The 25,409-nt window shown below is 49.5% G+C and carries 20 protein-coding genes and 1 pseudogene; 12 read left to right on the top strand and 9 right to left on the bottom strand.

Annotated elements, in window-relative coordinates; genetic code table 11:
* Positions 1–28 precede the first annotated feature (28 nt).
* The 6 genes from bssS to mdtH all read right to left on the bottom strand — a co-directional run bounded on the left by bssS (position 29) and on the right by mdtH (position 4,674).
* On the bottom strand, positions 29–283 hold the full coding sequence (gene bssS, locus AC07P6_RS19180) for a biofilm formation regulator BssS (protein ID WP_004101039.1): 255 nt from the start codon (positions 281–283) through the stop codon (positions 29–31).
* Between the two features lie 285 nt (positions 284–568).
* Complete coding sequence (dinI, locus tag AC07P6_RS19175; protein ID WP_110277098.1) at positions 569–814, bottom strand: DNA damage-inducible protein I; 246 nt, start codon at positions 812–814, stop codon at positions 569–571.
* 72 nt (positions 815–886) lie between these two features.
* The gene (gene pyrC / locus AC07P6_RS19170) at positions 887–1,933 is read right to left on the bottom strand and encodes a dihydroorotase (protein WP_478314226.1); all 1,047 of its coding nucleotides are present in this window, start codon (positions 1,931–1,933) and stop codon (positions 887–889) included.
* A 122-nt stretch (positions 1,934–2,055) separates the two neighbouring features.
* Positions 2,056–2,616 carry a lipoprotein gene (locus AC07P6_RS19165; RefSeq protein ID WP_112217206.1) on the bottom strand — a complete coding sequence of 187 codons (561 nt, stop codon included), beginning with the start codon at positions 2,614–2,616 and terminating at the stop codon, positions 2,056–2,058.
* A 136-nt stretch (positions 2,617–2,752) separates the two neighbouring features.
* The gene (gene grxB, locus AC07P6_RS19160; RefSeq protein WP_182237851.1) at positions 2,753–3,400 is read right to left on the bottom strand and encodes a glutaredoxin 2; all 648 of its coding nucleotides are present in this window, start codon (positions 3,398–3,400) and stop codon (positions 2,753–2,755) included.
* 65 nt (positions 3,401–3,465) lie between these two features.
* Positions 3,466–4,674: a multidrug efflux MFS transporter MdtH gene (gene mdtH / locus AC07P6_RS19155; protein ID WP_478314224.1), complete on the bottom strand. Its 1,209-nt coding sequence runs from the start codon at positions 4,672–4,674 to the stop codon at positions 3,466–3,468.
* Between the two features lie 229 nt (positions 4,675–4,903).
* On the opposite strand from mdtH, the gene rimJ reads away from it, so the two are divergent.
* The 4 genes from rimJ (at position 4,904) to murJ (ending at position 8,719) form a co-directional block, all read left to right on the top strand.
* Positions 4,904–5,488: a ribosomal protein S5-alanine N-acetyltransferase gene (gene rimJ, locus AC07P6_RS19150; RefSeq protein WP_434659231.1), complete on the top strand. Its 585-nt coding sequence runs from the start codon at positions 4,904–4,906 to the stop codon at positions 5,486–5,488.
* 9 nt (positions 5,489–5,497) lie between these two features.
* On the top strand, positions 5,498–6,145 hold the full coding sequence (locus AC07P6_RS19145; RefSeq protein WP_182237857.1) for a YceH family protein: 648 nt from the start codon (positions 5,498–5,500) through the stop codon (positions 6,143–6,145).
* Between the two features lie 2 nt (positions 6,146–6,147).
* Entirely contained in the window at positions 6,148–7,071 is a 924-nt protein-coding gene (locus AC07P6_RS19140) for a Gfo/Idh/MocA family protein (protein WP_304258092.1), read from the top strand.
* Positions 7,072–7,183: 112 nt separating this feature from the next.
* Positions 7,184–8,719 carry a murein biosynthesis integral membrane protein MurJ gene (murJ, locus tag AC07P6_RS19135; protein ID WP_112217210.1) on the top strand — a complete coding sequence of 512 codons (1,536 nt, stop codon included), beginning with the start codon at positions 7,184–7,186 and terminating at the stop codon, positions 8,717–8,719.
* Between the two features lie 53 nt (positions 8,720–8,772).
* Here the strand turns inward: murJ and AC07P6_RS19130 are convergent, their stop codons facing one another.
* Positions 8,773–9,987, bottom strand: a complete 1,215-nt coding sequence (locus AC07P6_RS19130; protein WP_478314221.1) for an MFS transporter — start codon at positions 9,985–9,987, stop codon at positions 8,773–8,775.
* Between the two features lie 109 nt (positions 9,988–10,096).
* Here AC07P6_RS19130 and AC07P6_RS19125 point away from each other — a divergent pair, with 109 nt between their 5' ends.
* A complete protein-coding gene (locus AC07P6_RS19125; RefSeq protein WP_478314219.1) occupies positions 10,097–11,032 on the top strand; it encodes a LysR family transcriptional regulator in 936 nt (311 codons plus the stop codon).
* Positions 11,033–11,073: 41 nt separating this feature from the next.
* Here AC07P6_RS19125 and rne read toward each other — a convergent pair whose 3' ends face one another.
* Positions 11,074–14,313 carry a ribonuclease E gene (gene rne, locus AC07P6_RS19120; protein WP_478314217.1) on the bottom strand — a complete coding sequence of 1,080 codons (3,240 nt, stop codon included), beginning with the start codon at positions 14,311–14,313 and terminating at the stop codon, positions 11,074–11,076.
* Between the two features lie 697 nt (positions 14,314–15,010).
* Between rne and rluC the strand changes: the two genes are divergently transcribed.
* Positions 15,011–15,964, top strand: coding sequence for a 23S rRNA pseudouridine(955/2504/2580) synthase RluC (gene rluC / locus AC07P6_RS19115; protein WP_478314215.1), 954 nt, complete (start codon positions 15,011–15,013; stop codon positions 15,962–15,964).
* Between the two features lie 12 nt (positions 15,965–15,976).
* On the opposite strand, the pseudogene AC07P6_RS19110 reads toward rluC, so the two are convergent.
* Positions 15,977–16,209 (bottom strand): annotated as a pseudogene (locus AC07P6_RS19110) (hypothetical protein); the annotation flags it as partial.
* Between the two features lie 584 nt (positions 16,210–16,793).
* Between AC07P6_RS19110 and AC07P6_RS19105 the strand changes: the two are divergent.
* The 6 genes from AC07P6_RS19105 (at position 16,794) to AC07P6_RS19080 (ending at position 25,369) form a co-directional block, all read left to right on the top strand.
* A complete protein-coding gene (locus AC07P6_RS19105) occupies positions 16,794–18,224 on the top strand; it encodes an SLC13 family permease (protein ID WP_478314213.1) in 1,431 nt (476 codons plus the stop codon).
* Between the two features lie 84 nt (positions 18,225–18,308).
* Positions 18,309–19,460 carry an iron-containing alcohol dehydrogenase gene (locus AC07P6_RS19100; protein WP_478314211.1) on the top strand — a complete coding sequence of 384 codons (1,152 nt, stop codon included), beginning with the start codon at positions 18,309–18,311 and terminating at the stop codon, positions 19,458–19,460.
* A gap of 196 nt (positions 19,461–19,656) precedes the next feature.
* Positions 19,657–20,760, top strand: a complete 1,104-nt coding sequence (locus AC07P6_RS19095; protein WP_434659226.1) for a response regulator transcription factor — start codon at positions 19,657–19,659, stop codon at positions 20,758–20,760.
* 179 nt (positions 20,761–20,939) lie between these two features.
* Positions 20,940–21,893: a (2S)-3-sulfopropanediol dehydratase activating enzyme gene (gene hpfH / locus AC07P6_RS19090; protein WP_434659225.1), complete on the top strand. Its 954-nt coding sequence runs from the start codon at positions 20,940–20,942 to the stop codon at positions 21,891–21,893.
* Positions 21,894–21,930: 37 nt separating this feature from the next.
* Complete coding sequence (gene hpfG / locus AC07P6_RS19085) at positions 21,931–24,411, top strand: (2S)-3-sulfopropanediol dehydratase (protein WP_478314209.1); 2,481 nt, start codon at positions 21,931–21,933, stop codon at positions 24,409–24,411.
* A 172-nt stretch (positions 24,412–24,583) separates the two neighbouring features.
* Complete coding sequence (locus tag AC07P6_RS19080; protein WP_110277116.1) at positions 24,584–25,369, top strand: sulfite exporter TauE/SafE family protein; 786 nt, start codon at positions 24,584–24,586, stop codon at positions 25,367–25,369.
* The last annotated feature ends 40 nt before the right edge of the window (positions 25,370–25,409 follow it).

Raw genomic sequence — 25,409 nt, 5'->3', positions numbered from 1 at the left:
TGAATATTTAGACATTAGTGCGTTATTGCTAATGTCTGCGATACTCATTTTCCTGGTATTCGCCGGATTCAATCTTCGCAATACCTGCTTCCAGAATAGAAATAAACTGACGTGCGACGTCCGTTGTTAGCCATAGCGTCTGGCCAATTTCTGCGTCTCTACTGCTTTCTTGAGCGGGGTTTTGGTAGTGCAGGCGCAACATCAGCGCATCGTAGCTATCCACGGTGCTGATGTCCCATCCAACGAGGGGATGGGTCTGGATGACTTCATTATTCTTTTCCATCATAACCCCTTCTTCATATGTTAAAAGACAACAGTTCTCGAGGTTTAATGCATATTTTCTGAAGCAAATTAATTATATCAGTAGTCAAGAATAAACTCGAGAAATTAAACGAAATAGAGATACATACACCACTGATTGCTGATTTTTTGTGCGCACAAGGTTTCATTCTTCGTTATTTTATAAGGGTGTAAGCGGGGGCAATAGGGAATGTCTGAGTATGAAAAGAATAAAAAAGCCGGGGCGACCCGGCAAAAAGTTGCACAATGAGGGAGCAAATTTAATTGACTAGTCGCGGACAAACCAATCGTCAGCGCTTTCCCAGGTTTCTTGCAGGATTTCGCTAATCCGGTCTTTATCTTCTTTCAAACCGCCGATGACTGACAAATTGTTATTGGCTGCATATCGGACCGTCACCTGACTTGACATCGAAGGGAACTGTTGATCGATACGCCGCGAGAGTTCATTGTTCAGCGCTTCTAAGGCGCCGCTGGGTAAGGCTGTAGATTTGGCGATAGACACTTCAATGCGCATAATTGCCCCCTGTGTAATATACTGTTTATTTATACAGTATAATTTGCACGTTTACAACAGGGAGCGCGGGATTTATTTTTTCATCGTCCAGCGCACGGTTTCTCCGGCGAGGAACGGCACCAGTGAATCGCCTGGCAGCGAGATACTCTCTACCACTGTGCTTTCCTCACGCACCAGTTCAACATAGATTTCATTGACCGGCAGACCATAGAAACGTGGGCCATTAAGTGAACAAAAAGCTTCAAAGTGCTGTAGAGCGTTCATCTCTTCAAACACCGTCGCGTAACTTCCCAACGCGGTTGGCGCGTTGAAACAACCTGCGCAGCCGCAACTGGCCTCCTTGCGGTGACGGGCATGCGGGGCGGAGTCAGTGCCAAGGAAGGCTCGCTCGAAACCACTGGCGACCAGTTCACGCAGTGCCTGCTGATGGATATTACGTTTCAAAATCGGTAGACAGTAAAGGTGAGGGCGCACGCCGCCAACCAGCATATGGTTGCGGTTAAACATCAGATGCTGAGGGGTAATGGTGGCCGCCAGCAGGTCGTTACCATCGCGTACATACTCAGCGGCGTCTTTCGTGGTGATGTGTTCGAAGACAACCTTCAGGCCGGGCAGACGCTGGCGCAAAGGCTCCATGACCGTGTCAATAAAGCGTGCTTCTCTGTCGAAAATATCGATATCAGAGTGGGTGACTTCACCGTGAACCAGCAGCGGCATGCCCAGTTTTTCCATACGCTCAAGCACTGGCATGATGGCATCGGTGCTGGTAACGCCATGGCTGGAGTTGGTCGTGGCATTGGCCGGATAGAGTTTGGCGGCAGTAAACACGCCCTCGTTAAATCCGCGTTCCAGTTCTGCCGGGTCGAGTGTATCGGTCAGATAGCAGGTCATTAGCGGTGTAAAATCATGATCCGCAGGGACGGCATCAAGAATACGCTGGCGGTAGGCGATGGCGGCTTCTACTGTGGTGACAGGAGGGACCAGATTCGGCATCACGATCGCCCGGCCATAAAATTCACTGGTATAAGGCACGACGGTTTTTAACATATCGTCATCGCGCAGATGAATATGCCAGTCGTCAGGGCGGCGGATTTTCAATACCTGGGATTGTGCTGTCATGGAAGGCTCCGGCTAATAAGTTCAGTCATCAGGGCTGTTTTTGCCGGGCACTAAGGATAAGCGTAAACGTTTTCCTTTGCATCAATTTCCGTAAAAAAACGGGCGCTGAAGCGCCCGAAAAATTAATTGGTGAAGGGGATGATGATCTCCCCAGGTTTCACCTCGATACCTTTAGCATACTTTTTCGCCAATGCTTCACCAGTGCTGGCATCTTCGCGCAGCACGTAAGCGGGCTGTTGATTGAAGTAGCTACGTAGTGATTGATTGAGATAGGGGATTAGCGTTTGGACGACAGACTGCAGCTTCTCAGGGTGGACTTTCGCATCAACAACTTCCATCTCCTGCAAGAAAATGGCCCCCTTCTCTTTATTAAATACCGGTAGCGCCTTGAGCTTCAGATCAATGGTTGCTTTCTGGTTACCGAATAATGAATTCAGATCTAAATTCGCCACTCCGCTTAGCGTCACTTTGTTCGGTTCTTCACGACCAATGGCGCTGGTAAGGTTTTTCAGCTCAATGTGGGCATCCGCTACGCCAGGCAGGCCAATATCCTTGGCGAAGTGATTACGTTTCTGCAGCGCCTGGTTGATTTCCTGCTCGCTAACTGAATATTGCGTAAGCTGGTTACAGCCGCTCAGAAGGCCGCTAACAATAAGCGCGGCCGCGATAAACATCTTTTTCATTGGGTTCCTTAATGTCATGCCATAGGTTCATCCTGACACAAAGCAGCATGGCCTACCAGCACGGGAGGTGCTAGCGGAAAAGACTGAAAAAGAAGCGAGGTGGCAGCGAACGACCAAACCTTTCGCTGCCTTAGGTCTAAATGGCCATAGATGACAGTAAATTAATCTGCGTCTGTTTGGCCATATTATCGCGGTAGGCGGCGACGCGGCTTGGCCAGCTCACACCTGCGACCAGCGTCAGGCTGCGCAGTAGCGGAAAGAGATGAATATCATCTTCAGACAGTTCCCCATTAACGGCGTTCGGCTGAACTATCAGTTTATCCAGTGCCCGCAGATCGTCACTGATGTTCTTAACCAGCCCGGGGGAATGTGCGAGATGATCGGCAAAACTGCCAATTGACGCTTCTTTCTTATTCACAAAATAAGCGCGCGCTTCAGGCGTAGAGAATTCATCAAAGGCAGACTTTGCGAAACGCGGCATCAGCAGGCGGTTGGCATAGGTGTTGACTTTACGCAACCAGGTTTCAATCGCCGGATTACGCGGGCCGGTGAGCAGCGGTTGGCGATCCAGTTTATCGACGTAATGCACGATATCCATGCTTTCCGGCATGTAGCGACTGTCGTCTTTTTGCAGAATAGGCACCATCTTCTGACCGATCATTCGGGTCGGGGTTGATTCATCATCCTCCAGAATCGTGATCAGTTCGACGGGGATATTCTTCAGGCCGAAAATCATGCGGGCTTTAAGGCAGAATGGGCAGTGATCGTAGATATATAACTTCACGTTTCTCCTCCATAGTGACTGAGTGTCCTTAATTCATTATGGAAGAGAAACGAGGGTCCGGCAACTCAGGTGCGCGGTTCCAGCATTCCTGAGGTCGAACGTTTCGGGCTGAACTGCCACCACAGCGCGATAAACGTTGCAAAGCCGATGATGCCTAACATCAACCACGGTAGCTCAGGTTGTCCGGCGGCTTTACCAGCGTCAAAAAGCCAGCCTCCGCCGGCATAACCGAAGGCACCGCCAAAGGCTAATCCTAAGCGGCTAAAGCCCATGTAGCTACCTCTAGCTCTGGCATCCGCCAGCGAAGCCCCCAGCGTTTCACGTGCAGGTTCAGCAATAATAGAACCTATATAAAAGATGCAAATCAGCGTAAACAGTTGCTGTAGATTGCTGCTTAAGCCAATCGGCATCATGGCCAGCGTCATGACCAACAGGCCGGCCATCAAACGATGTTCAAGGCGAAAGCGTTTTTCACTCCAGCGGGCAATCGGATAAAGCAGGGTTAGTGAAATAGCCGCTTCAATCGCATACATCCATTTTACCGCTGATGGAGAACCGGCAATGTCGTTGACCATGATTGGCAGCATTAACATGACCTGAACCGACAGCATATAGTAGCCCGTCAGCGTCAGAACATAGGTGACAAAGCGTTTGTCACGGAGTACCCGACCCAGCCCTTCACGCACGGGTGTTTTCACCGTAGAGAGTTTCCAGGCGGGAAGATACCAGGCGTTAAATGCCGCACAGACGATGAACAACGCAGCACCGGCGCTACAAACCAGACGAAAATCATATTGCAACAGCCAGCTGCCTAACAGCGCGCCGATTACCGCTCCTGCGCTGTCCTGCATCATCAGAATAGAGAAAAAGCGGCCACGCTGATGCGGGCGCACAAGTTTGACCACCAGGGCTGCTCGCGGCGGGTCGAATAGGGTGCCGCCAAGGCCGGAGAGAATGCAGGATAGCCATAATACCCACGGTTCATGGGCGACGGCCATGGCAGCAAAACCGCCGGCTCGCATCAGCATGCCGGTGACAATCATGGGTTTGGCGCCGAAACGGTCGGCAACCGCGCCGCCAAAGATACCTAATCCTTGCTGCACCAGCTGGCGCAGGCCGAGCGCGATCCCGACCATGAGTGCTGCCCAGCCCATTTGATCGACAAAGCGAATAGAGATAAGCGGAAATACGACAAAAAAGCCGAGCACCACCAGCATGTTATCGACTAACAGGAAATATTCACCCAGGCTCCGTGCCTGCGATACGCGGGACATTTCCCCTCCAGGGAAAAATAAGGATAAGCTCTGACATTCTGCGGGGTAGAAGGTTATTTTCCCAGCTAACTTGCGACAATATTTTTTTATCAAAATGCAAGAACGATAGAGGCTATTCATCGAAAAGCGGAGATGGTGCAGAAAATGGTATGTTGCTGTTTTCACACCGCCGCGCAGGACAGGTATAGTAAAGTGAGTAAGTATTGCGTCAGGGGAACAGGAGAGGGGAATGTTTGGCTATCGCAGTAACGTACCGAAGGTGCGTTTGACGACGGACCGGCTGGTGGTACGCCTGGTTCACGATCGTGACGCCTGGCGTCTGGCCGATTATTACGCGGAGAATAAAGGGTTCTTAAAACCCTGGGAGCCAGTGCGCGATGACAGCCACTGTTACCCTTCCGGTTGGCAGGCGCGTTTGTCGATGATCTCGGAGTTTCATAAGCAAGGTTCGGCATTTTATTTTGCTCTGCTTGATGCGGAAGAAAAAGAAATTGTCGGCGTGGCGAATTTTTCCAATGTCGTGCGCGGGTCGTTTCACGCCTGTTATCTCGGTTATTCCATCGCTGAGAAATGGCAGGGACAGGGACTGATGTTCGAAGCATTAACTTCGGCCATTCGCTATATGCAACGCACGCAACACATCCACCGCATAATGGCAAACTATATGCCGCATAATCAGCGCAGCGGCGATTTACTGGCACGTTTGGGCTTTGAAAAAGAAGGTTACGCCAAAGATTATCTGCTGATCGATGGGCAGTGGCGCGATCATGTATTGACGGCGTTGACGACACCGGACTGGATCCCGGGTCGCTAAGGAGACACCATGAAATATCAGTTAACTGCGCATGAAGCGCGCGTCATTGGCTGCCTGTTGGAAAAACAGGTCACCACGCCGGAGCAATATCCTCTATCGGTTAATGCGGTCGTGACCGCGTGTAATCAGAAAACGAACCGTGAGCCGGTGATGTCGTTAAGTGAGAGCGATGTTCAGGACCTCCTTGATACGCTAGTGAAACGACACTACTTGCGCACGGTGAGTGGGTTCGGTAACCGGGTGACCAAATATGAACAACGTTTCTGCAACTCTGAGTTTGGCGATCTGAAATTAACCTCTGCCGAGGTGGCTATCGTCACCACGCTACTTTTGCGCGGCGCGCAGACGCCTGGTGAACTCCGGGGACGAGCACAACGGATGCATGAGTTCAGCGATATGGCGGAAGTTGAGAACGTTCTCGAAAATCTGGCTAAACGCGAAGACGGTCCGTATGTCGCTCGCTTGCCGCGTGAGCCGGGAAAACGTGAAAGTCGCTATATGCATCTCTTCTGCGATGATATGGATTCACTTATCACCGCAGTGGAAGCCGTTTCACCGCCGGGTGATGATCTTCAGGCCCGTGTTGAGGTTCTGGAAGAGGAAGTGGCAGAGCTAAAAGCGCGGCTGGATTCACTGCTGGCTCATCTGGGAGATTAAGCATGTCGGCAAAACTACGCGTAGGTGTTGTTGGTTTAGGGGGGATAGCACAAAAGGCCTGGCTGCCGGTGCTGGGGGCCGCGGACGGCTGGACGCTACAGGCGGCGTGGTCCCGTGGAAAAGAGAAAGCGTTGCCTGTCTGCGAAACCTGGCGTATTCCCTATGCCGATTCACTAGAGCAACTGGCAGCACAGTGTGACGCTGTATTCGTGCACACTTCAACGGCTTCACATTATGAAATTGTGAGCCAACTGCTCAATGCTGGAGTTCATGTCTGCGTTGATAAACCGCTGGCGGATAAGCTCAGCGATGCGGAGTCGCTGGTAGAACTGGCAGCCCGGCGTAACCTAACGCTGATGGTGGGTTTTAACCGTCGTTTTGCGCCGCTGTATCGTGAACTAAAAGCGCAATTGAGCAATGCGGCCTCGCTGCGAATGGATAAGCACCGCAGCGACAGCGTGGGCCACGATCTGCGCTTTACTCTGTTGGATGACTATTTACATGTTGTCGATACAGCATTGTGGCTGGCAGGTGATAAGGTGCGTTTGAGCAGCGGAACGCTGCAAACGACGGCGCAAGGTGAAATGCTTTACGCGGAACATCATTTCAGCTCCGCACAAATTCAGGTCACAACCAGCATGCACCGTCGCGGCGGTAGCCAGCGGGAGTGGGTGCAGGCGGTGACCGACGGTGGACTCTATGAAGTGCAGGATATGCGAGAGTGGCAAGAAGAGCGTGGGCTCGGCGTAATACAACGTCCGGTTCCCGGTTGGCAAACGACTCTGGAACAACGTGGATTTGCCGGCTGTGCGCGCCATTTTATTGAATGTGTGCAAAATCAGACGGTTCCCGAAACTGCAGGCGAGCAGGCGCTGTTGGCCCAGCGCATTGTGGAAAAACTCTGGCGCGAGGCGATGAGTGAATAACCCGTTGTAACATCTGGCAGTAGTATTTCATCATGAACTCGGTAGACTATCGCCACTTTCCAGCGCCCGCATTTGCGGGCGTTTTACTCCAGGGTTGTGGAATTACACGTTAATGAATCTTTTAAAATCACTGGCGGCAGTCAGTTCGATGACCATGTTTTCGCGCGTGTTGGGTTTTGCGCGTGATGCGATTGTCGCTCGTATTTTTGGTGCAGGAATGGCAACCGACGCCTTCTTCGTCGCGTTCAAGTTACCAAACCTTTTACGGCGTATTTTCGCTGAGGGCGCGTTCTCTCAGGCTTTTGTGCCAATTCTTGCCGAATATAAAAGCAAGCAGGGCGAAGACGCGACTCGCGTTTTTGTATCCTATGTCTCTGGGTTATTGACGCTGATACTGGCTTTGGTGACCGTTGCCGGTATGCTTGCGGCACCGTGGGTGATTACCGTGACGGCGCCAGGGTTTGCTGATTCGCCTGATAAATTCTTGCTGACGACTCAGCTGCTGCGCATCACTTTCCCCTATATTCTGTTGATTTCGCTGGCTTCTTTGGTTGGTGCGATTCTCAACACCTGGAACCGTTTTTCGGTACCTGCTTTTGCCCCAACTTTCCTCAACGTGAGCATGATTGGTTTTGCGTTGTTTGCTGCGCCGTACTTTAATCCGCCGATGCTGGCCATGGCGTGGGCGGTGACGGTTGGCGGTGTTTTGCAGCTCGCCTATCAGCTGCCGCACTTGAAAAAAATCGGCATGCTGGTGCTACCGCGAATTAATCTCAAAGATGCGGGAGCCGTACGGGTAGTCAAGCAGATGGGGCCGGCAATTCTTGGCGTATCCGTCAGCCAGATATCTCTGATCATTAACACTATTTTTGCCTCGTTTTTGGTCTCCGGCTCCGTTTCGTGGATGTATTACGCCGATCGCCTGATGGAGTTCCCATCCGGCGTGCTGGGTGTGGCGCTAGGGACCATCCTCCTACCTTCGCTGTCCAAGAGTTTTGCCAGCGGCAACCATGATGAGTACTGCAGGTTGATGGATTGGGGATTGCGCCTGTGCTTCCTGCTCGCGCTGCCCAGCGCCGTGGCGCTAGGGATACTCGCCAAGCCGCTAACCGTTGCGTTGTTCCAGTATGGCAAATTTACCGCCTTTGATGCGGCGATGACGCAACGTGCGTTGGTGGCATATTCCGTTGGCCTGATGGGACTGATTGTTGTGAAAGTGCTGGCTCCCGGCTTCTATTCGCGTCAGGACATCAAAACGCCGGTAAAAATAGCGATAGTCACGCTTATTATGACGCAGGTAATGAACCTGGCATTTATTGGCCCGCTGAAGCACGCGGGTCTGTCATTATCGATTGGCCTGGCTGCCTGCCTTAACGCCGCATTGTTGTACTGGCAATTGCGCAAGCAGAAAATTTTCACTCCTCAGCCGGGCTGGTTCCTGTTCCTGTTGCGCTTGGTGGTTGCGGTAGTGGTGATGGCTGCGGCGCTGCTCGGCATGATGTACGTGATGCCTGAGTGGTCGCTAGGGACGATGCCATTGCGTCTGCTGCGTTTGATGGCGGTTGTTGCGGTTGGTGTCATTGCCTACTTCGCGACGCTATTGCTGCTGGGCTTTCGCGTGAAAGAGTTCGCTCGGCGCACGGTCTGAGCCGGTTGACCAGAATAAAAAGCCGCTCTGCAATCTATGCAGAGCGGCTTTTTTTACCTAACGGTACGCTGTGCCGAGACGACCCGGGCGCTTTCCAGCAAGCGGATCCCAAGAGCAATCGCACCGGTAATGACCGCCAGCGTCACCACGCCACTCCAGCCCGCCGCTACATACAGTTTGCTGCCCAGGACGGAGCCCAGTGACATACCAATAAATACCCCGGTGAACAGCAACGCGTTCAGGCGACCACGTGCCTGAGGTTCCAGACCATAAACCAGATTCTGGTGGGCCACGAGGCTGGATTGCAGCCCGAGGTCAAAGCCGATAGCCGAGATGGCTATCAGGATCAGCTGGCCGTGCGGCGGCAGTATCGGTAGCAGGAACATCAGAGCAAAAGAGATGGTAACCAGCGCGGCACCCAATTGTGTGACCTTTTCTGCCCCAAATTTATCGGCGAGGCCGCCGGCCAGCGGTGCGGCGAGCGCCCCGGCGGCACCTGCAATACCAAACCCGCCGGCTACCGCGCTCCCCATCTGATAATGCGCCAGCAACATGACCGCCAGCGTTGACCAGAATGCGCTGAAGGCAATAGAAAGGAAACCCTGAGCAAATGCGGCGCGACGCAGTGCCGGATAGCGTTGCCACAGATGCGCCATAGATTTCATCAACTGCGGGTAGCTTAGGGTTGAGTGAATTTCAAAGCGTGGCAGCACGCGCCACATGACCAGGCCAATCAGCGCGATACTGACAGCTGCGGCCTGATACATCACTCTCCAGCCGAACAGGGCACCGACTAATCCGCTGACGGTTCGCGAGAGCAGGATCCCCAGCAGCAGGCCGGTCATAACCGTGCCCACCATTTTCCCTTGTTTGCCCGTCGGAGCCAGGATGGCCGCAGCCGGTACGATATCCTGGGCCATTGTTGCCGCCATGCCGATAAGCAGGCTGACAACCAGTAGTGAAGTCAGTTGGCCAGTCAGGCTACACAACAGCAAAAGTATTGCCAGTGCGACGCTTTTCATCAGAATCAGCGTCCTGCGATCGTGGCGGTCGCCAAGCGGGAGAAGAAAAAGAATGCCCAGCGCGTAGCCCGCTTGCGTTAGGGTCGGAACCAGCCCCATTCCCTCTATGCTCAGATGCAGGTTCGCCCCCATCAGCGGCAGTAGCGGTTGAGCATAATAGATTGAGGCGACGCTGAAGCCTGCGCCTAGGGCGAGTATAAAAATAACCCATCCGGCGGCGCGGGAAGTGAGTGGAGTTGGTGTCATGATGAATTCCTCGTAGAAGCGATGGCGCTATTTTTCCCGGAATAGGGTTGGCGTGGTAGATAGACCGGTGGTAAAACGGTTATACGTATAGCGTATAGGCAAAAGAAAAATGAAGAAGCAGGAGCGTATAGATCGTATAGAACTGATGCGAACGTTTATTCGTATCGTTGAGGCTGGTTCTCTCTCAGCGGCAGCTGTACAGATGAATACGACTCAGGCAACGGTAAGTCGACGATTACAGTCTCTGGAAGGCCTGCTAGGCGCGAAGCTGATTCTACGTACCACCCATGCGATGAAGTTAACCGATGACGGTGAGCGCTGTTATCAGCATGCGCGGCATGTTGTAGATGCCTGGCTGGCACTGGAAGACGATCTACGCATTACAGACGATCGGCCGGTCGGCGTATTGCGGGTAAGGGCGCCACACGCGTTTGGTCAGCAGCAACTATTAGGACCATTAGTAGGATTTCTACAGCGCTACCCGCAGCTGTCAGTGGAGTGGATGCTGAATGATAAGACAGTAGACTTTCTCAGTGACGGTATCGACTGCGCGATTCGTGTAGGCGCTGAAGTCGATCCAGCGACGGTGTCGGTACAACTGGCTGTGGTTCCACGTAGCGTTGTTGCCTCACCGTCATTACTGGCGAACTCTCCGACCTTAAAGACTCCACAGGAGATGTCGGCACTGCCGTGGGTAGCAATCAGTACATTTTATCAGCATGAAGTGATGCTGCAATCTGAGACCGACGGTCGGCAAATTACTTTTGCTATTGCCCCCTGTCTGAGTACCGATAGCGTACATGTGGCGCGCAATACCGCGCTGGCTGGGCTGGGAGTAGCGATAGTTTCAAGCTGGGCAGTTGCGGAAGATATTGCCGCCGGGCGGCTGGTTGAACTGTTTCCGCAGTGGAGAGCTTCTTCGCTACCGGTGCATCTGGTTTATCCGTGGGCGCGTTATTATCCGACACGGCTGCGTAAGTTTCTTGATTTGATGCGAGAGGTGATGCCGCAGGTAGCAGGGATGCAGCAGCCGGAAGGGGAATAAAAAAAGACCGGCACAAAGGCCGGTCTTTTTAGGTGTGGAACTTACTCTACAGGTTGCGGACGAGTAGGCCCAGCTGACGCCTGGTGGGTTGCACTGTGTCCGCCTGCCGCACCTTTACCATCAAAGGCGAAGTCCGGACGGACCCAGTCACTGTGGCGCGGTGCTTCCGACTCATAAGCTGGTGCAGGTGCGCGCGTCATCGGCGCGGTAGCGTTGCGATTAGCTACAACGACAACCGGGGCAACAACCGCTTCAGACTCAGCTTCAACAACCGGTTCTGCTACAGGTGCTGGCTGCGCAGTTACAGGAATTTCTTCTACCACAGCAACGTCCTCTACTGCGGCAGGTTCTTCTGCAACCGCCAGCTCTTCTGGTTCGACAGTTTGTTCTGTAGCTGCTTCTACGGATTCAGCAACGACAGTTTCAGCCACGACCTCATCTGTTGACGCGATCAGCTGCGGCTGTTCATCAACCGGCGCGGCGATAACTTCCGGATGAGTTGTTTCTACAACCGGAACTTCAGGTTCGCTGATGACGACTTGCGGCTCAGCGGTAATGACCTGCTCCGCAACGCTCTCTTCGACCACTGCCGGTGTCACAACTTCAGCGACAACAGGTTCTGCAACAACAGCTGGCAAAACAACAGGTTCTACCGCTACAGTCGTGAACTCCTGAACCTGAGCTTCTTCTTGCTGCGGTTCCTGCGGGCGAACGACTGGGTAACGGATCCACACCTTACCTGACGCCATTTCCGGCGATGCACAGGCTACAGTGAGCGGCATCGGGGATTGAGTCGGGTAACGCTCGTCACGATAGCGACGACGACGCTGACCACTTACGCGCAGATGGCGAGGAGAGCGACGTGAGCGGCGCGGCATACCGTTAGATTCACGAGCATCGGCTTCGCGTGTATCAATGCTTTCGTCGTTCTCAGCGACAGTTTCAACAACAACCGCTGGCAGATCGACTTTTGCTAGTTCCGTACGCGGCGCGACGATTTCCGGCTGCGCAGCTTCAACCGTTTCAACAACCTGCTCGGCAGCAGCAGATTCAACACGAACCTTCTGTGCCAACTGGCGCGGTTTGCGACGTGGCATTGTCTGAACGCGTTCTTCCTGCTCGCTTTCCTGCACGACAGGTTCTTCAGGAGCCAGTGCTTTCGCTTCTTGTGGAGCCTGACGTTTATCATCATTACGACGACGGTTACGCTCGCGACGAGGTTGTTGCTCGTCACGGACTTTGCCTTTCTCCGCATCTTCACCGGTAGTCTGGCGAGGTTCACGCGCCTCGACGTTCTGCTGCTTCTCGCGGCGATTGCGGCGGTTTTCTTCGCGAGACTCGCGAGACTCCCGACCTTCGCCGTTATCAGCACGATTGTCCCGGTTATCACGATTGTCACGATTATCGCGACGATCGTTGCGATCGCGTCGGTTATTCGAACGCGGTTTACGGCGCTCTTGCTGACGTTCTGTTTTCTCTTCCGCTTTAGCTTCTACCTGAACTTCCGCTGGTTTGGCTTCTTCTGCGCCGGAGAACATGTTTTTCAACGCGCTGAAGAAGCGCGATACCAGGCCAGGCTGAGCCGGTGCAGCCGCTTTAGGCGTAGCAGATGCCGCTGGAGTGCTAGCCGCTGGTGAGCTGGTTGGTTCATCCTGTGCAGGAGCAGGCGGTGCATCTGGCATCACAAAAGCAGCCAGTGCAGGTTGTTCTGGAAGCTTGCGCTCTGGCGGCTCTTCATCAGAAGGCATCGCCATCTCTTCTTCGTGCAGTTTCGGCAGCAGATAGCTCAGAGTCGAGGTTTCTTCACCTTTACGCACGCGCAGTACAGAGTAGTGCGGGGTTTGCATCTCATCGTTCGGGACGATGATGACGCGTATATCGGTCTGACGAGTTTCAATGGCGCTTACCGCAGCACGTTTTTCGTTCAGCAGGTAAGAAGCAATCGGTACCGGCACGATAGCGTGGACTTCTTTGGTGTTCTCTTTCAGCGCTTCTTCTTCAATCAGACGAAGAATGGAGAGCGACAGCGACTCGTTGTCACGTACTGTTCCGGTGCCTGAACAGCGCGGGCAGACGTGATGGCTGGACTCGCCAAGCGATGGACTCAGGCGCTGACGGGACATCTCCAGTAGACCAAAGCGAGAAATGTGGCTGATCTGAATACGCGCACGATCCTGGCGCACCGCTTCGCGCAGGCGGTTTTCAACCGCGCGCTGGTGGCGTACTGGAGTCATGTCGATGAAGTCGATAACGATCAGGCCGCCGAGGTCACGCAGACGCAGTTGGCGAGCGATTTCATCCGCTGCTTCCAGGTTAGTGTTGAACGCGGTTTCTTCGATATCGCCGCCGCGGGTAGCGCGTGCGGAGTTGATATCAATTGCGGTCAGTGCTTCGGTGCTATCGATAACGATAGAACCGCCGGAGGGCAGGCGAACTTCACGCTGGAAAGCAGACTCAATCTGTGACTCAATCTGATAGTGACTGAACAACGGGATTTCACCGGTATACAGCTTGATTTTGCTGCTGAAATCCGGACGGCCCAGCGCTGCGATATGCTGGCGAGCCAGCTCAAGCACTTTCGGGTTGTCGATAAGGATTTCGCCAATATCCTGACGGAGGTAATCACGGAAAGCGCGCACGATAACGTTGCTTTCCTGGTGGATTAGAAATGGCGCAGGGCGGCTTTCGGCTGCTTTCTTGATAGCTTCCCAGTGCTTCAGGCGGAAACTTAGGTCCCACTGCAGAGCTTCAGCGGATTTGCCGACGCCCGCGGTGCGTACGATAAGCCCCATGCCTTCTGGCAGCTCAAGACTAGCCAGCGCTTCTTTTAACTCGGTACGATCGTCACCCTCGATACGGCGTGAAATACCGCCAGCGCGTGGGTTGTTCGGCATCAGCACCAGATAGCTACCCGCCAGGCTGATAAAGGTGGTGAGGGCGGCACCTTTGTTGCCACGCTCTTCTTTATCAATCTGAACGATCACTTCCTGGCCTTCACGCAGCACGTCCTTAATGTTAGGGCGGCCATGAGAGTTGTAGTTGGCAGGGAAGTATTCGCGGGCGATTTCTTTGAGGGGGAGGAAACCATGACGCTCGGCACCGTAATCAACAAACGCGGCTTCGAGGCTAGGTTCAATGCGAGTGATTTTGCCTTTGTAGATGTTCGCTTTTTTCTGTTCGTGCCCGGGGCTTTCAATATCCAGGTCGTACAGGCGCTGCCCATCAACAAGGGCGACGCGCAACTCTTCCTGCTGAGTTGCGTTGATTAACATTCTTTTCATCGTAACTTACTCATTATTCTTACATTGACGACTAAGCTACGGGCAGAGTAACGCCTTACCGGGGGAAACCGATGGCCTCGAGTCTGGTTCACGTCGCCAACCTCACGGTTGTCGCGCGCTTAAGAGGCGCAGAGTGTCGGTCGCCTGTATTTCAAACGGAAACACAGTGCAATTATCAGGGGAACTGCCTGGGATGTATCACCAGAGAAGATTCCATTTATACCCATTGTTTTTCACGTTGCAGGCGTGTTGGCTTAACCTGCTCATCTCAATCATTTGACTCAGATGAGCTCCCGGGAATCCCGGAGTTGACGCCTTCCTGCGACGTAAAATCCATAGAGCCTGTACCGGTAAGGACTGCAACCCGCAGCCCGCTAACTGTCTGAAAGATCAATACGTCTTACGCCATTGCTGCGTGGATGATCGGTCAGACAAAATTGGTCATTCCGCTAATTTCTTGTTCTAACAAGGTTCAGCACGGAAAACTGCATCATTATTCCATTGCTAAGCTTGTTATAGCAAGTTGACTTTTACCTTTTATCATCCGGTTACTCACAGTTTCTTCACCAGCGTATACAGATTGTTCTAATAACAAACAAAACGACGATGAAGCATGCGATGCAATCCAGATAATGATAAATATAAGCATATAAAAATGAGTGGCGCTAATGCGTCGGGCTATTTAGAATCGCGCACCATGAAAACTGAGACCCCAAGCGTAAAAATGGTTGCCATTGCGGATGATGACGCAGGGCAACGTATCGACAACTTTTTGCGTACGCAACTCAAAGGCGTACCGAAGAGCATGATTTATCGCATCTTGCGTAAAGGCGAGGTGCGGGTGAACAAAAAACGTGTTAAGCCGGAATACAAACTGGAAGCCGGTGACGAAGTTCGTATCCCGCCGGTGCGGGTAGCGGAAAGGGCAGAAGAAGCGGTATCTCCGCATCTGCAAAAAGTGGCCGCCCTGGCGGACGTCATTCTCTATGAAGACGATCACATTCTGGTGCTCAATAAGCCTTCAGGTACAGCGGTGCATGGCGGTAGCGGTCTGAGCTTTGGCGTGATCGAAGGTCTGCGTGCGTTGCGCCCGGAGGCTCGCTTCCTGGAACTGGTTCATCGTCTCGATCGGGATACGTCTGGCGTTTTGCTGGTTGCGAAAAAGCGTTCAGCGCTGCGTTCGCTGCATGAGCAACTGCGCGATAAAGGAATGCAGAAAGATTATCTGGCCCTGGTGCGTGGACAGTGGCAGTCGCATACCAAAGTGGTGCAGGCTCCTCTGCTGAAAAATATTCTGCAAAGTGGCGAGCGTATTGTTCGGGTCAATCAGGAGGGCAAACCTTCAGAGACCCGTTTTAAGGTGGAAGAACGTTATACCCATGCGACGCTAGTGCGCTGTAGTCCGGTAACCGGTCGTACCCATCAGATTCGTGTGCATACACAATATGCCGGTCACCCGATAGCCTTTGACGATCGTTACGGCGACCGTGAATTCGACAAGCAACTGGCAGGAACCGGCCTTAACCGTCTGTTCCTGCATGCCGCAGCGCTGAAATTTACGCATCCGGGAACCGGGGAAGTTATGCGTGTCGAAGCGCCTTTAGATAATCAGCTTAAGCGCTGCCTACAGGTTTTGCGTAACGCAAAGTAATGTGTATCAGGCTCAGGATTTGAGCCACTTATCAAGCCATGGGAAAACCTCGTCCTGTTGCGCTTTATAAAAAACGTGGTCAAGTTCTGGCCACGTTTTCGTTTCCAGCCCTACGTATTTTGCGATGCCCATACTTTATGGACTTTGGCGAAGACGTCGTTGACCCCTTTTAAGCTGCTGAGAAAATCGACGGTACGCAAATCTTCATAAGCCACTTTACCTGCCAGCGAGCGTCCAGGATTAAATAGTTACTGACCAGCAAAGCGCTTGTCGGGCTAACTGCTGAGAATTAACTGACCTTTCGCAGCTTGTCTCATGACATTTAATCAATGCATGCAACAATTATTTATTCTATATATAAAAAATACACAACAAAGTATCTCACATTCTATTTATATTACTGATAGAGACGGCGTCACTTTGTTTTGGATTTCACTTTTCAATAAGAGATATAGCGCATGATCTTTATAAAATAGGGAGTTCTCCCTATAGAAAATAGTAAGGATAGCTGCTTTTTTTGATTTTTAATGTTTGATATGGTTTTGATATATAAGAATTAATTTGTTTTTTTCATGTTAGTAGGTCTAGCTGTATGACATATATTTCTCAACAATGTAGATACATTTTAAATACAGTGGTGACATTAGGTGGGATTTTTTTTGAAAAATAACTGAATCGTTTTTGCTAAATGTGATGCACTTCGTAGAAAAGAATAAATTTACTTTTATTGATATGAAGTTGAGATTTTTCGTATCTATATAATTACGTTTTTTAAACACATGTGCATCTATTGGCCTACAACTGAAAGAATTGACGCTGGGGATATGCTATGAATAACTCACGACGCTTGGTATATCTCTTAAGCGGCCCTATCATTTTTATTGTGGCTATCCTGATTTTTTCACATAGCCTGACAACCCCAGGCGCACAGGCTGTCGGTACCTTGCTGTGGATGATCTTCTGGTGGGTTACCCGCCCGGTGCATGTTGCTGTAACCAGCCTCCTGCCAATTGTTATCAACGCGCTCTTTAATATTGTGCCGATGGGGAGCATTACGGCCCAGTATTGGTCCGATAGCATCATCCTTATTTTTGGTTCGGGACTGCTGTGCATCCCCTGGGCTTCGATTGGTTTAGATCGCCGGGTTGCTTTAAAAGTTCTTTCTCTTATCGGCCCATCAATGAAGTCGCAGATTACGGTCTGGTTGCTTGCCAGCATCGTAGCTTCAACCATTCTCCCGAATGTGATGGTTTGCGCATTGTTTACGCCTATTGCTATCGCCATGCTGGCAGCGTCAGGTTACGACGATATACCTTCATGTAAACCAGCGGTTCCAATCCTGTTGGCGATTGGCTGGGGGGTTGGTATTGGTGGTGTAGGGAGTCCTCTGGGGGGAGCGATGAACCTTGCGGCTATTTCAATTCTTGAAGAGCGTATTGGTCACGAGTTTATGTACGTTGACTGGCTCATTCGTATGGCACCGTTTTACATCATTATTTCGATTGTCAGCCTTGCCTGTATGCTGCTGATGCCGATGAAAGTTAAAATGCTAAATGGAACGCGCGAGTACTTTGAAAAGAATTACCGCGAACTCGGACCGATGACGCGTGATGAGAAAGTCTGCGCTTCGCTGTTCATTTTAGGCCTGATTGGCGCTTTTGCGCGTCCTCTGTATGCACCTATTTTTCCGGCACTGTCTCCTGCTCATTTATATCTGATTCTTGGTTGCCTCTGCTTTGTGATAACTACGGTCAAAAAAGGACCGATGCTGACCTGGGAGATGGCGCAACAAGAGACCATGTGGGGAATGCTTATTCTCTTTGGCGGTGGTTTAGCGTTAGGAAAATTGGTGAATGACTCTGGTGCAAGCGTTGGAATCGCCAGTCTTATCTCACAACTATCGCTTGATGGTGGGCTGCTTACCATTATTGTATTTGTGGTTCTGGCCCGCATCATTTCTGAATCAACAAACTCAACTGCTTCAGCCGCTGTCGTGCTGCCTATTGTCCTTGGATTTACCACCAAGCTTGGTTTGAATCCTATTCCCTACTGGTTTATTACCGTGATGGCCTTCAACGCAGAATTTATGCTGCCCATCAGCGTTCGGGCAATCCCTGTAGCCTATGGTCTGGATGCCAGGGCTATGTTCAAAGGAGGAAGCCTGATGGCTCTCATCCATATCATATTCGTGGTGATTGTCGGTTATACATGCTTGAAATTTTGGCCTGCGTTCAGCCAACTCTCGGATTTTATGAAATAAGTACGCCCAGGCCAAATTTATGATTTTTAGGGCAGGGGAAGAAGAGATATTCATGTCTTTTAATTACTGAAAATAGAAGGGAAGATGATGAAAAGCTTTAACTTTAAAATACCGCAAAGCATTGAGTTTGGTATCGGCTGCCTAAATAAACTGCCGCAAATCTTAAAGGAAAATCATTCTGAAAATGTGCTCTTGATTTCCGACCCCGGTCTCGAAGGTCTTGGGGTAGTAAAAAAGATAGAAGATATTATTGCTTCAGCGGGAATTCATCATACCACCTGGTTGGGAGTGATTCCGAATCCAACCGTAGACGTCGTAAATGAAGCAACTGCGGTCTACAAGAAATGTGGTGCAACGAGTATTGTGGCGCTCGGCGGAGGCAGTTCGATAGATGTTGCGAAAGCAGTGGGAGTATTAGTTAACTATGGTGGAAGCATCACTGACTACGAAGGGAGCAATAAAGTCCCAGGACCGATTGTTCCGATGATCGCGATCCCGACTACAGCGGGAACGGGGAGTGAGGTCACGGCTTCGTCAGTCATTACGGATGAAGCCAGGAACTATAAACTCTCCGTTATCAGTTATGAGATTCTGCCCAAATATGCACTTTTGGACCCTGAATTGATCATGACTGCACCATCACATATTGCTGCTGCATGCGGTATTGATGCGCTGATTCATGCCTTAGAAGCCTATCTATCCACCAGCGCCTCTCCGTTTTCTGATGCCATGGCAGAAAAAGCGATGGAATTAATTGGCGGTAGCCTGCGTCGGTTTATTGCGAATAGAAAAGATGAGGCAGCAGCATGTGACATGATGCTGGGAAGCAATTTTGCCGGTATCGCCTTTGCGTGGGCCAGATTGGGCAATGTGCATGCGATGAGCCATCCGGTAAGCGCTTTTTTCCATATACCACATGGGGTCGCGAACGCAATTCTTCTACCAACGGTGATTGAATATAATGCGCTTGCTGACTGCGGTCGCTATGAGGTGATTTATAATTATATTCGTGAAGGCAATGGCGTATTAAATAAATTTAAGCCGCAGATGCTTGTTGAGGAAATTAAAAAACTTAATGCCGACTGTGGAATTCCTGACTCACTGTCTGCTGTTGGTGTTAAGGCTGAAATGATCCCTGATATGGCAAAAGATGCTATGAAAAGCGGTAATATTCTGGTGAACCCACGGCAGTCGACATTAAAGGATATTATTGCACTTTACGAAAAGGCGTTATGACAGGTTTCTAAAACTTTAATGATTCTTTAAATTAAATTCGCCAGGTTGTGAGAAAAGCTGAGCCATTGTGATCTAAATTCAATGTTCAGCTTTTTCTTATGGAAATGAATTGCGAGAAAAACCATATTTTGTTAAAAACGGATGTAATAGGTCAGAGTATCGGCCCCCGGATTTATAAAAGTAATGGAGAGTGACCATGAACTACGAAAGTGTTGGTCAGTTAAATTTTTTTTCGGAAATGTCAGAGCGACAAATATCTGCGCGGGAATTTTTTAGTAGCGTCTTATTGGATTCTCTCGAGCGAAACTTTGGTTTCAAAAAAATCTTAATTTCATATTTCGATACCCAGGGGAAGTTTCTTTCATGGGTCAACTGGGATGGTATTCATCTTGATGGTAAAGAGCATCCATACCGTAAGTTTATCGCGAATGATGTTGTCAGGCATGTGATACATCAGGAAGCGGTGGCCGATCAACTCACTTACTTTAATGTCACACCAAGACTATATAAATCAACCGATATTATTAACACGATCGATTATGAACATTCTGGTTACGTGCGATTTCTCGAGGAAAATTTCCAGCAGCATTATGGCGTGACAATGGCATTTGGTATCAATGCTTATATTCAGGTGGCTTTTTTTAAAAATCAGCAAGAGGGCGACTTCACTGATAATGAAATAGCTACGTTAAATAAAATATATGTTTATGTAGCCAACTCATACAAAAACTTCAAGAAGCACGAACAGGCTAAAATTGTCTCAAACATTCAAAATGAGATCATCTCTTCAGGTGAGAAAGCATACTTAATCACTGATGATTTCATGCACATCATGAGTTCAAATGAAATGGCGCAGGAGTTTTTGAAAGATATTCTTGGCCCCTCGATTACCGAAGAGATTAGCAGTACCAGGCCTTGTAACTGGCTCCCATTTTTATTGGGTAATGAAGGTGAGGGCACTACCACTCATCGTGTCCAGACTCGGGTTATAAAAGACTATATTTTCAAAATCTATACCTATGATCAAAACTATTCAAATGGAATTATTGACACCTACCACTGGATCACCATTTCTCAGAAAGAAGATCGAAAAGTTAATGACTACTCTGGCATCAAATTACCTTTGACCCAGGCGGAGCAGAAGGTTGCCGGGCTGATGTATAACGGGTTAACGTATCAGGCAATTGCTGATGAACTGGTAATTAGTTACCATACTGTAAAAAAACACATACAAAATATATACATTAAATGCGGCGTTAACAGTCGTTTTCAATTGTATAAGTGGTTTGAAGATAAATAGCCGGAGTAGAGGTTTAAAATAGGGAGTATTCCCTATGTAAAATAGTAAGTCCGGTCGATTTTCTAAAGCGTTCATTTTAGATATCCTGAGTTTATAGGGTATTGAAAATAAAAATATTAATGCATGTAAACTATGTGTTATATGCATTAATATTTAAATGAACGCTGAGGAAATGCAGAATGAATCAATCACCACCAGGGATTATTTTCAATATTCAGCGCTTCACTATCCATGATGGCCCAGGTCTGCGCACCGAGTTATTTCTAAAAGGTTGCCCGTTACGTTGCGAATGGTGCAGCAATCCTGAAAGTTTTATGCCCTATGCGCAGGTGGGGGTCTATAAAACAAAATGCATTTCCTATAAAAAATGCGCTGCTTGTGACGATACTTGCCCGCAGGAAAATGTACTACAGTTTACTCGCGGAAAACTGACTTCAATAGAACGCCACGACTGTACAAACTGCCTGGCTTGTCATAATGCCTGTCCTTCCGATGCGATTAAGCTATGGGGGAAATCTATGTCGGTAGAAGAGTGCATGGAAGAGATTCGTAAAGATAAAGGCTATTATGAACGCTCTGGTGGCGGGGTGACGGTTTCTGGTGGTGAACCCTTACTGCAAAGTGATTTTGTCGCCAAACTATTTCAAGCCTGCATGAGTGAAGGAATTCAGACGTGCCTTGAGTCATCGTTATATGTGCCATGGAAAAAAGTGCAGAATGTTCTGCCGTACACCGACCTTATTATTTCAGATATTAAACATATGGATCCTGAAATTCATAAAAAATATACTAAAGTATCTAATGATAAGATTCTGAAGAATTTAATAAAGTTAACAGCAGAAAGACATGACATCATTTTACGTATTCCGGTTATTCCAAATGTGAATGATGATATGGCGAATATAGAAGCCACCGCCGATTTTATTCTTAATGAACTCGGCGGGAAAATCCGGACATTACAGCTCTTAAGCTTTATGCGTCTTGGTGAAGAGAAATATACTGCGCTGGGTCTTCCTTATAAAATGAAAAACGTGAAGGTTAATCGCAGGTCATTTCAAAAGCATATCCAGATGCTAGCCGAATATTTTAACCAGCGCGGCATTCATTGCGTGGTGGGGACAAAAGAAAAATAGTCAACATTTTATTTCAATCTTAAATGGGATAACTTCTATGAAAGTAAATCATACTACTGCATGTGGGACCCAGCCTTTTGATAAAACCTATAGCCTGGGCTATCAAGTTCATCATGAAGACTGGTCTCCATACCCCCGCGTCAATCGCCTGCGGCAGGCGTTTCTCGACAGGCCTTATGATATTGATGTTGAACGCTTAAGACTGGTAACTGAAGCATATCAGAAGCATGAAGATGCACCGCGTAAGCTGAAGTGTGCCAGGGCGTTTGAAAACATCCTGCTGAATACCAGGTTATATATCTATGATGAAGATCTTATTCTTGGTGAAATAGCGGCCCCGGCCAAAGCATCACCGATATATCCTGAGTTCTCTGTCAACTGGATCATTAATGAGATCCTGCATTCTCCTTTTGAAGAGCGTGCCAACGATCAGTTCTATATTCGCAATGATGAGGAACGCAAGGAGATCGTTGAACTTTGCCGATATTGGGAAGGTAAAACCGTTGATGATTTGATCAACAGTCGGCTTGAAAAAGATCAGACTAAAGGGTCTGAAGTTGGCGAGAAGATATTCCAGACCAATCTTTATCATTATGCCGGAGCAGGGCATCTGGCGATTGATTACGCCCGTTTAATGGCTGTGGGTTATAACGGTCTGATCGACAATGCGCAAGCCGGATTGGAAAAGTTAAGCAAGCGTGATCCTGAATATGGCGACAAGCGTGACTTCTATACAGCGATGATTATCGAACTTGAAGCGGCTAAAAAATATATTGCGCGATATGCAAAATTGGCTAAAGAGTCTGCTGAAAAAGAAGAAAACCCGCAGAGAAAGCAAGAGCTCGAAACCATGGCGTTAAACTGTCAGCAGATCGCCGGTGGTGTACCGCAGACATTCTGGCAAGCGCTGCAGTTGTTCAATTTCGCCACAACGCTAATCCAAATTGAAAGTAATGGGCACTCCATTTCCTATGGCCGCATGGATCAGTGGCTTTATCCGTGGTTCGCGGCGGACATGAAGAACAACACGATGACTAAAGAGTTCGCACTTGAGTTAATCGAAGTTCAGTACGTGAAGATGAACAACCCCACCAAGCTAAAAGACAAAGGCACCGTTGCAGTGCGTAACGGTCGTGGTTTTGGCGGTGAAAGCCTGACTCTTGGCGGCGTCGATCGTGAGGGGAATGATGCGACTAACGATCTGACGATGCTGATGCTGGAAGGTTCAGCCCATACGCGAATGATGAACCCGTGGGTTTGTGTTCGCATGCATGAAAATACGCCTTATGAATTAAAAATTAAGACCGTTGAGTGCATCCGCGCAGGTTACGGACATCCGAAGCTATTCAATGATGCACCTTCTATTAAGGGGATGCTGCGCAAGGGAATGACTCTTGAAGAGGCCAGAGATTACTGCGTTGTTGGCTGCGTCGAGCTGGATTTAGCGGGTAAAGAGTATGGCTGGCATGATGCGGCTTATGTGAATACGCCTAAAATGATGGAAATGGTGGTCAACGGTGGCCGCAGCCTTAGTACCGGAGAGCAACTGGGGCCTGATACCGGTAGCCTGGATACCTACAAGAGCTTTGATGAAGTTCTGGCAAGCGTCGATCAACAGTTTGAATACTGGACCGATCAAATGTGCAGCAGTTTGAATATTATCGACAATGCACATCGCGAGCTGAAGCCTGTTCCCTACGTCTCCGCTTTCTATGAGGACTGTATGATTTCAGGTAAGGATCTGACTGAAGGCGGCGCGAAGTACAACGGTATCGCTCCGCAGGCGGCGGGTATGGCGACCTGTGCGGACAGTCTGGCTACCATTAAACAGCTGGTGTTCGACGAGAAGCGGTATAGCGGTGCTGAGATGCTGCAGGCAGTTAAGGATAACTGGGTCGGCCACGAAAAACTGTATGCATTGGTCAATAGTTCGAAGGTGCGCCACTACGGCAACGATGATGATTATGCGGATGATCTGTTCAAATTCATGTTTGAATGCTACTGCCGTCATATTAGCGGTAGAAAGACGCCGCGCGGGGGAGAATTCAGTCCAGGCGTTTATTCCGTGAATGCCAACGTCGGCATGGGTCTGAACACAAATGCTTCTATTGATGGACGTAAAAAATTTGAGCCTATCTCCGATAATATGGGGCCAGTTCACACTGACGGCGGCTCTCATGACATCTGCGGGCCAACAGCGTTAGTCAACTCATTAACCAAAGTTGACCATAGCCTGGCGACCAACGGTACTCTGATGAATCTTCGATTCCCACAAGAAGCGGTGGCTGGAGTCGAAGGGCGCGATAATCTGCTGAGTTTTATTGATGAGTATATTGCCAAGCAGGCGATGCACGTTCAGTTCAATATCATGAGCTCGGCAACCATGCGCGCCGCGCAGAAAAAGCCGGAGGATTATAAAGACATGCTGGTTCGCGTTGCGGGTTATAGCGCTTATTTTGTCGAACTCGGCAAACCGTTACAGAAAGATTTGATTCAGCGCACTGAACTTCATTTCTGATAATGACGTGCAGCATGTTGTGGGCAGTCTATTAATTTTGTGTCATCCCGGAGATATGGCTTTTACATCTCCGGGACAACAAAAGAGAGGCCGACCCACATCCTGACTTCTCTGGTTTGGTGGGAAAAAAGCCAGAGATAATGCGAGTGTCTTTATATCCAGGGCGGATATTATGAGTTTCAATACTGATTTTATACTTGTCGGCCTGATGCAAATTGTCGGTTTTTTTGTTCAGGGATGTACCGGATTTGGCTGTACCGTTATCGCGGCATCAGTGACTAACGGTTTACTAGGAACGTCGGTAGGGGTACCTTATGGTACGTTGATTACCTTACCTTTTTTATATTTTCTGGCGGTCAGAACCTGGCGCGATGTTTCCTGGAAAGATTTAGGAAAAATAGTCGCCCTGTGCGTTCCGGGAATATTAGTCGGTAACTATTTATTTTATACAATTAGTCCCAATGTAGCGAAAATCTGTATTGGCGCAATGGTCACGATTATTGCAGTAATGAACATTTACAAGCATATCGTCAATCCATTGATCTTTAAAAAAGCAGAAGCTATTAATGTGCCAGATACGACAGCGAAAAAATGCTTTCGTTATGGTTGTCTTATTTTAGGTGGTGTTGTGCACGGTGCGTTCACTATCGGTGGGCCGCTGATTACCGTTTACACCATCGAAGCCGTTAAGGAAAAAGAAAAATTCCGTAATACCATGAATATGGTATGGGTGGTATTTAACACCTGGAACGCATTTAACCAGTATCGTAATGGCGCATGGACGGAACATCTTGGTGGCGCTCTGACTATCGGTTTCCCTATGGCGGCGATCGGCTTCTTTCTGGGAATGGCCTTCCTGCAGCGCATTAATAAGGAGACGTTTCTGCGTATCGTGTATTGCGTGCTGTTATTTGTCGGCGGCAACATGCTGTTTACCAGCCTGATGGCTCTTGCGTAAAATGAGCTCGTTATGGGATCGGGAGGGTATTAAAACCTCC

It is taken from the genome of Klebsiella sp. GFKo11 (assembly GCF_056490265.1).
This window is presented reverse-complemented; position numbering and strand designations above follow the sequence as displayed.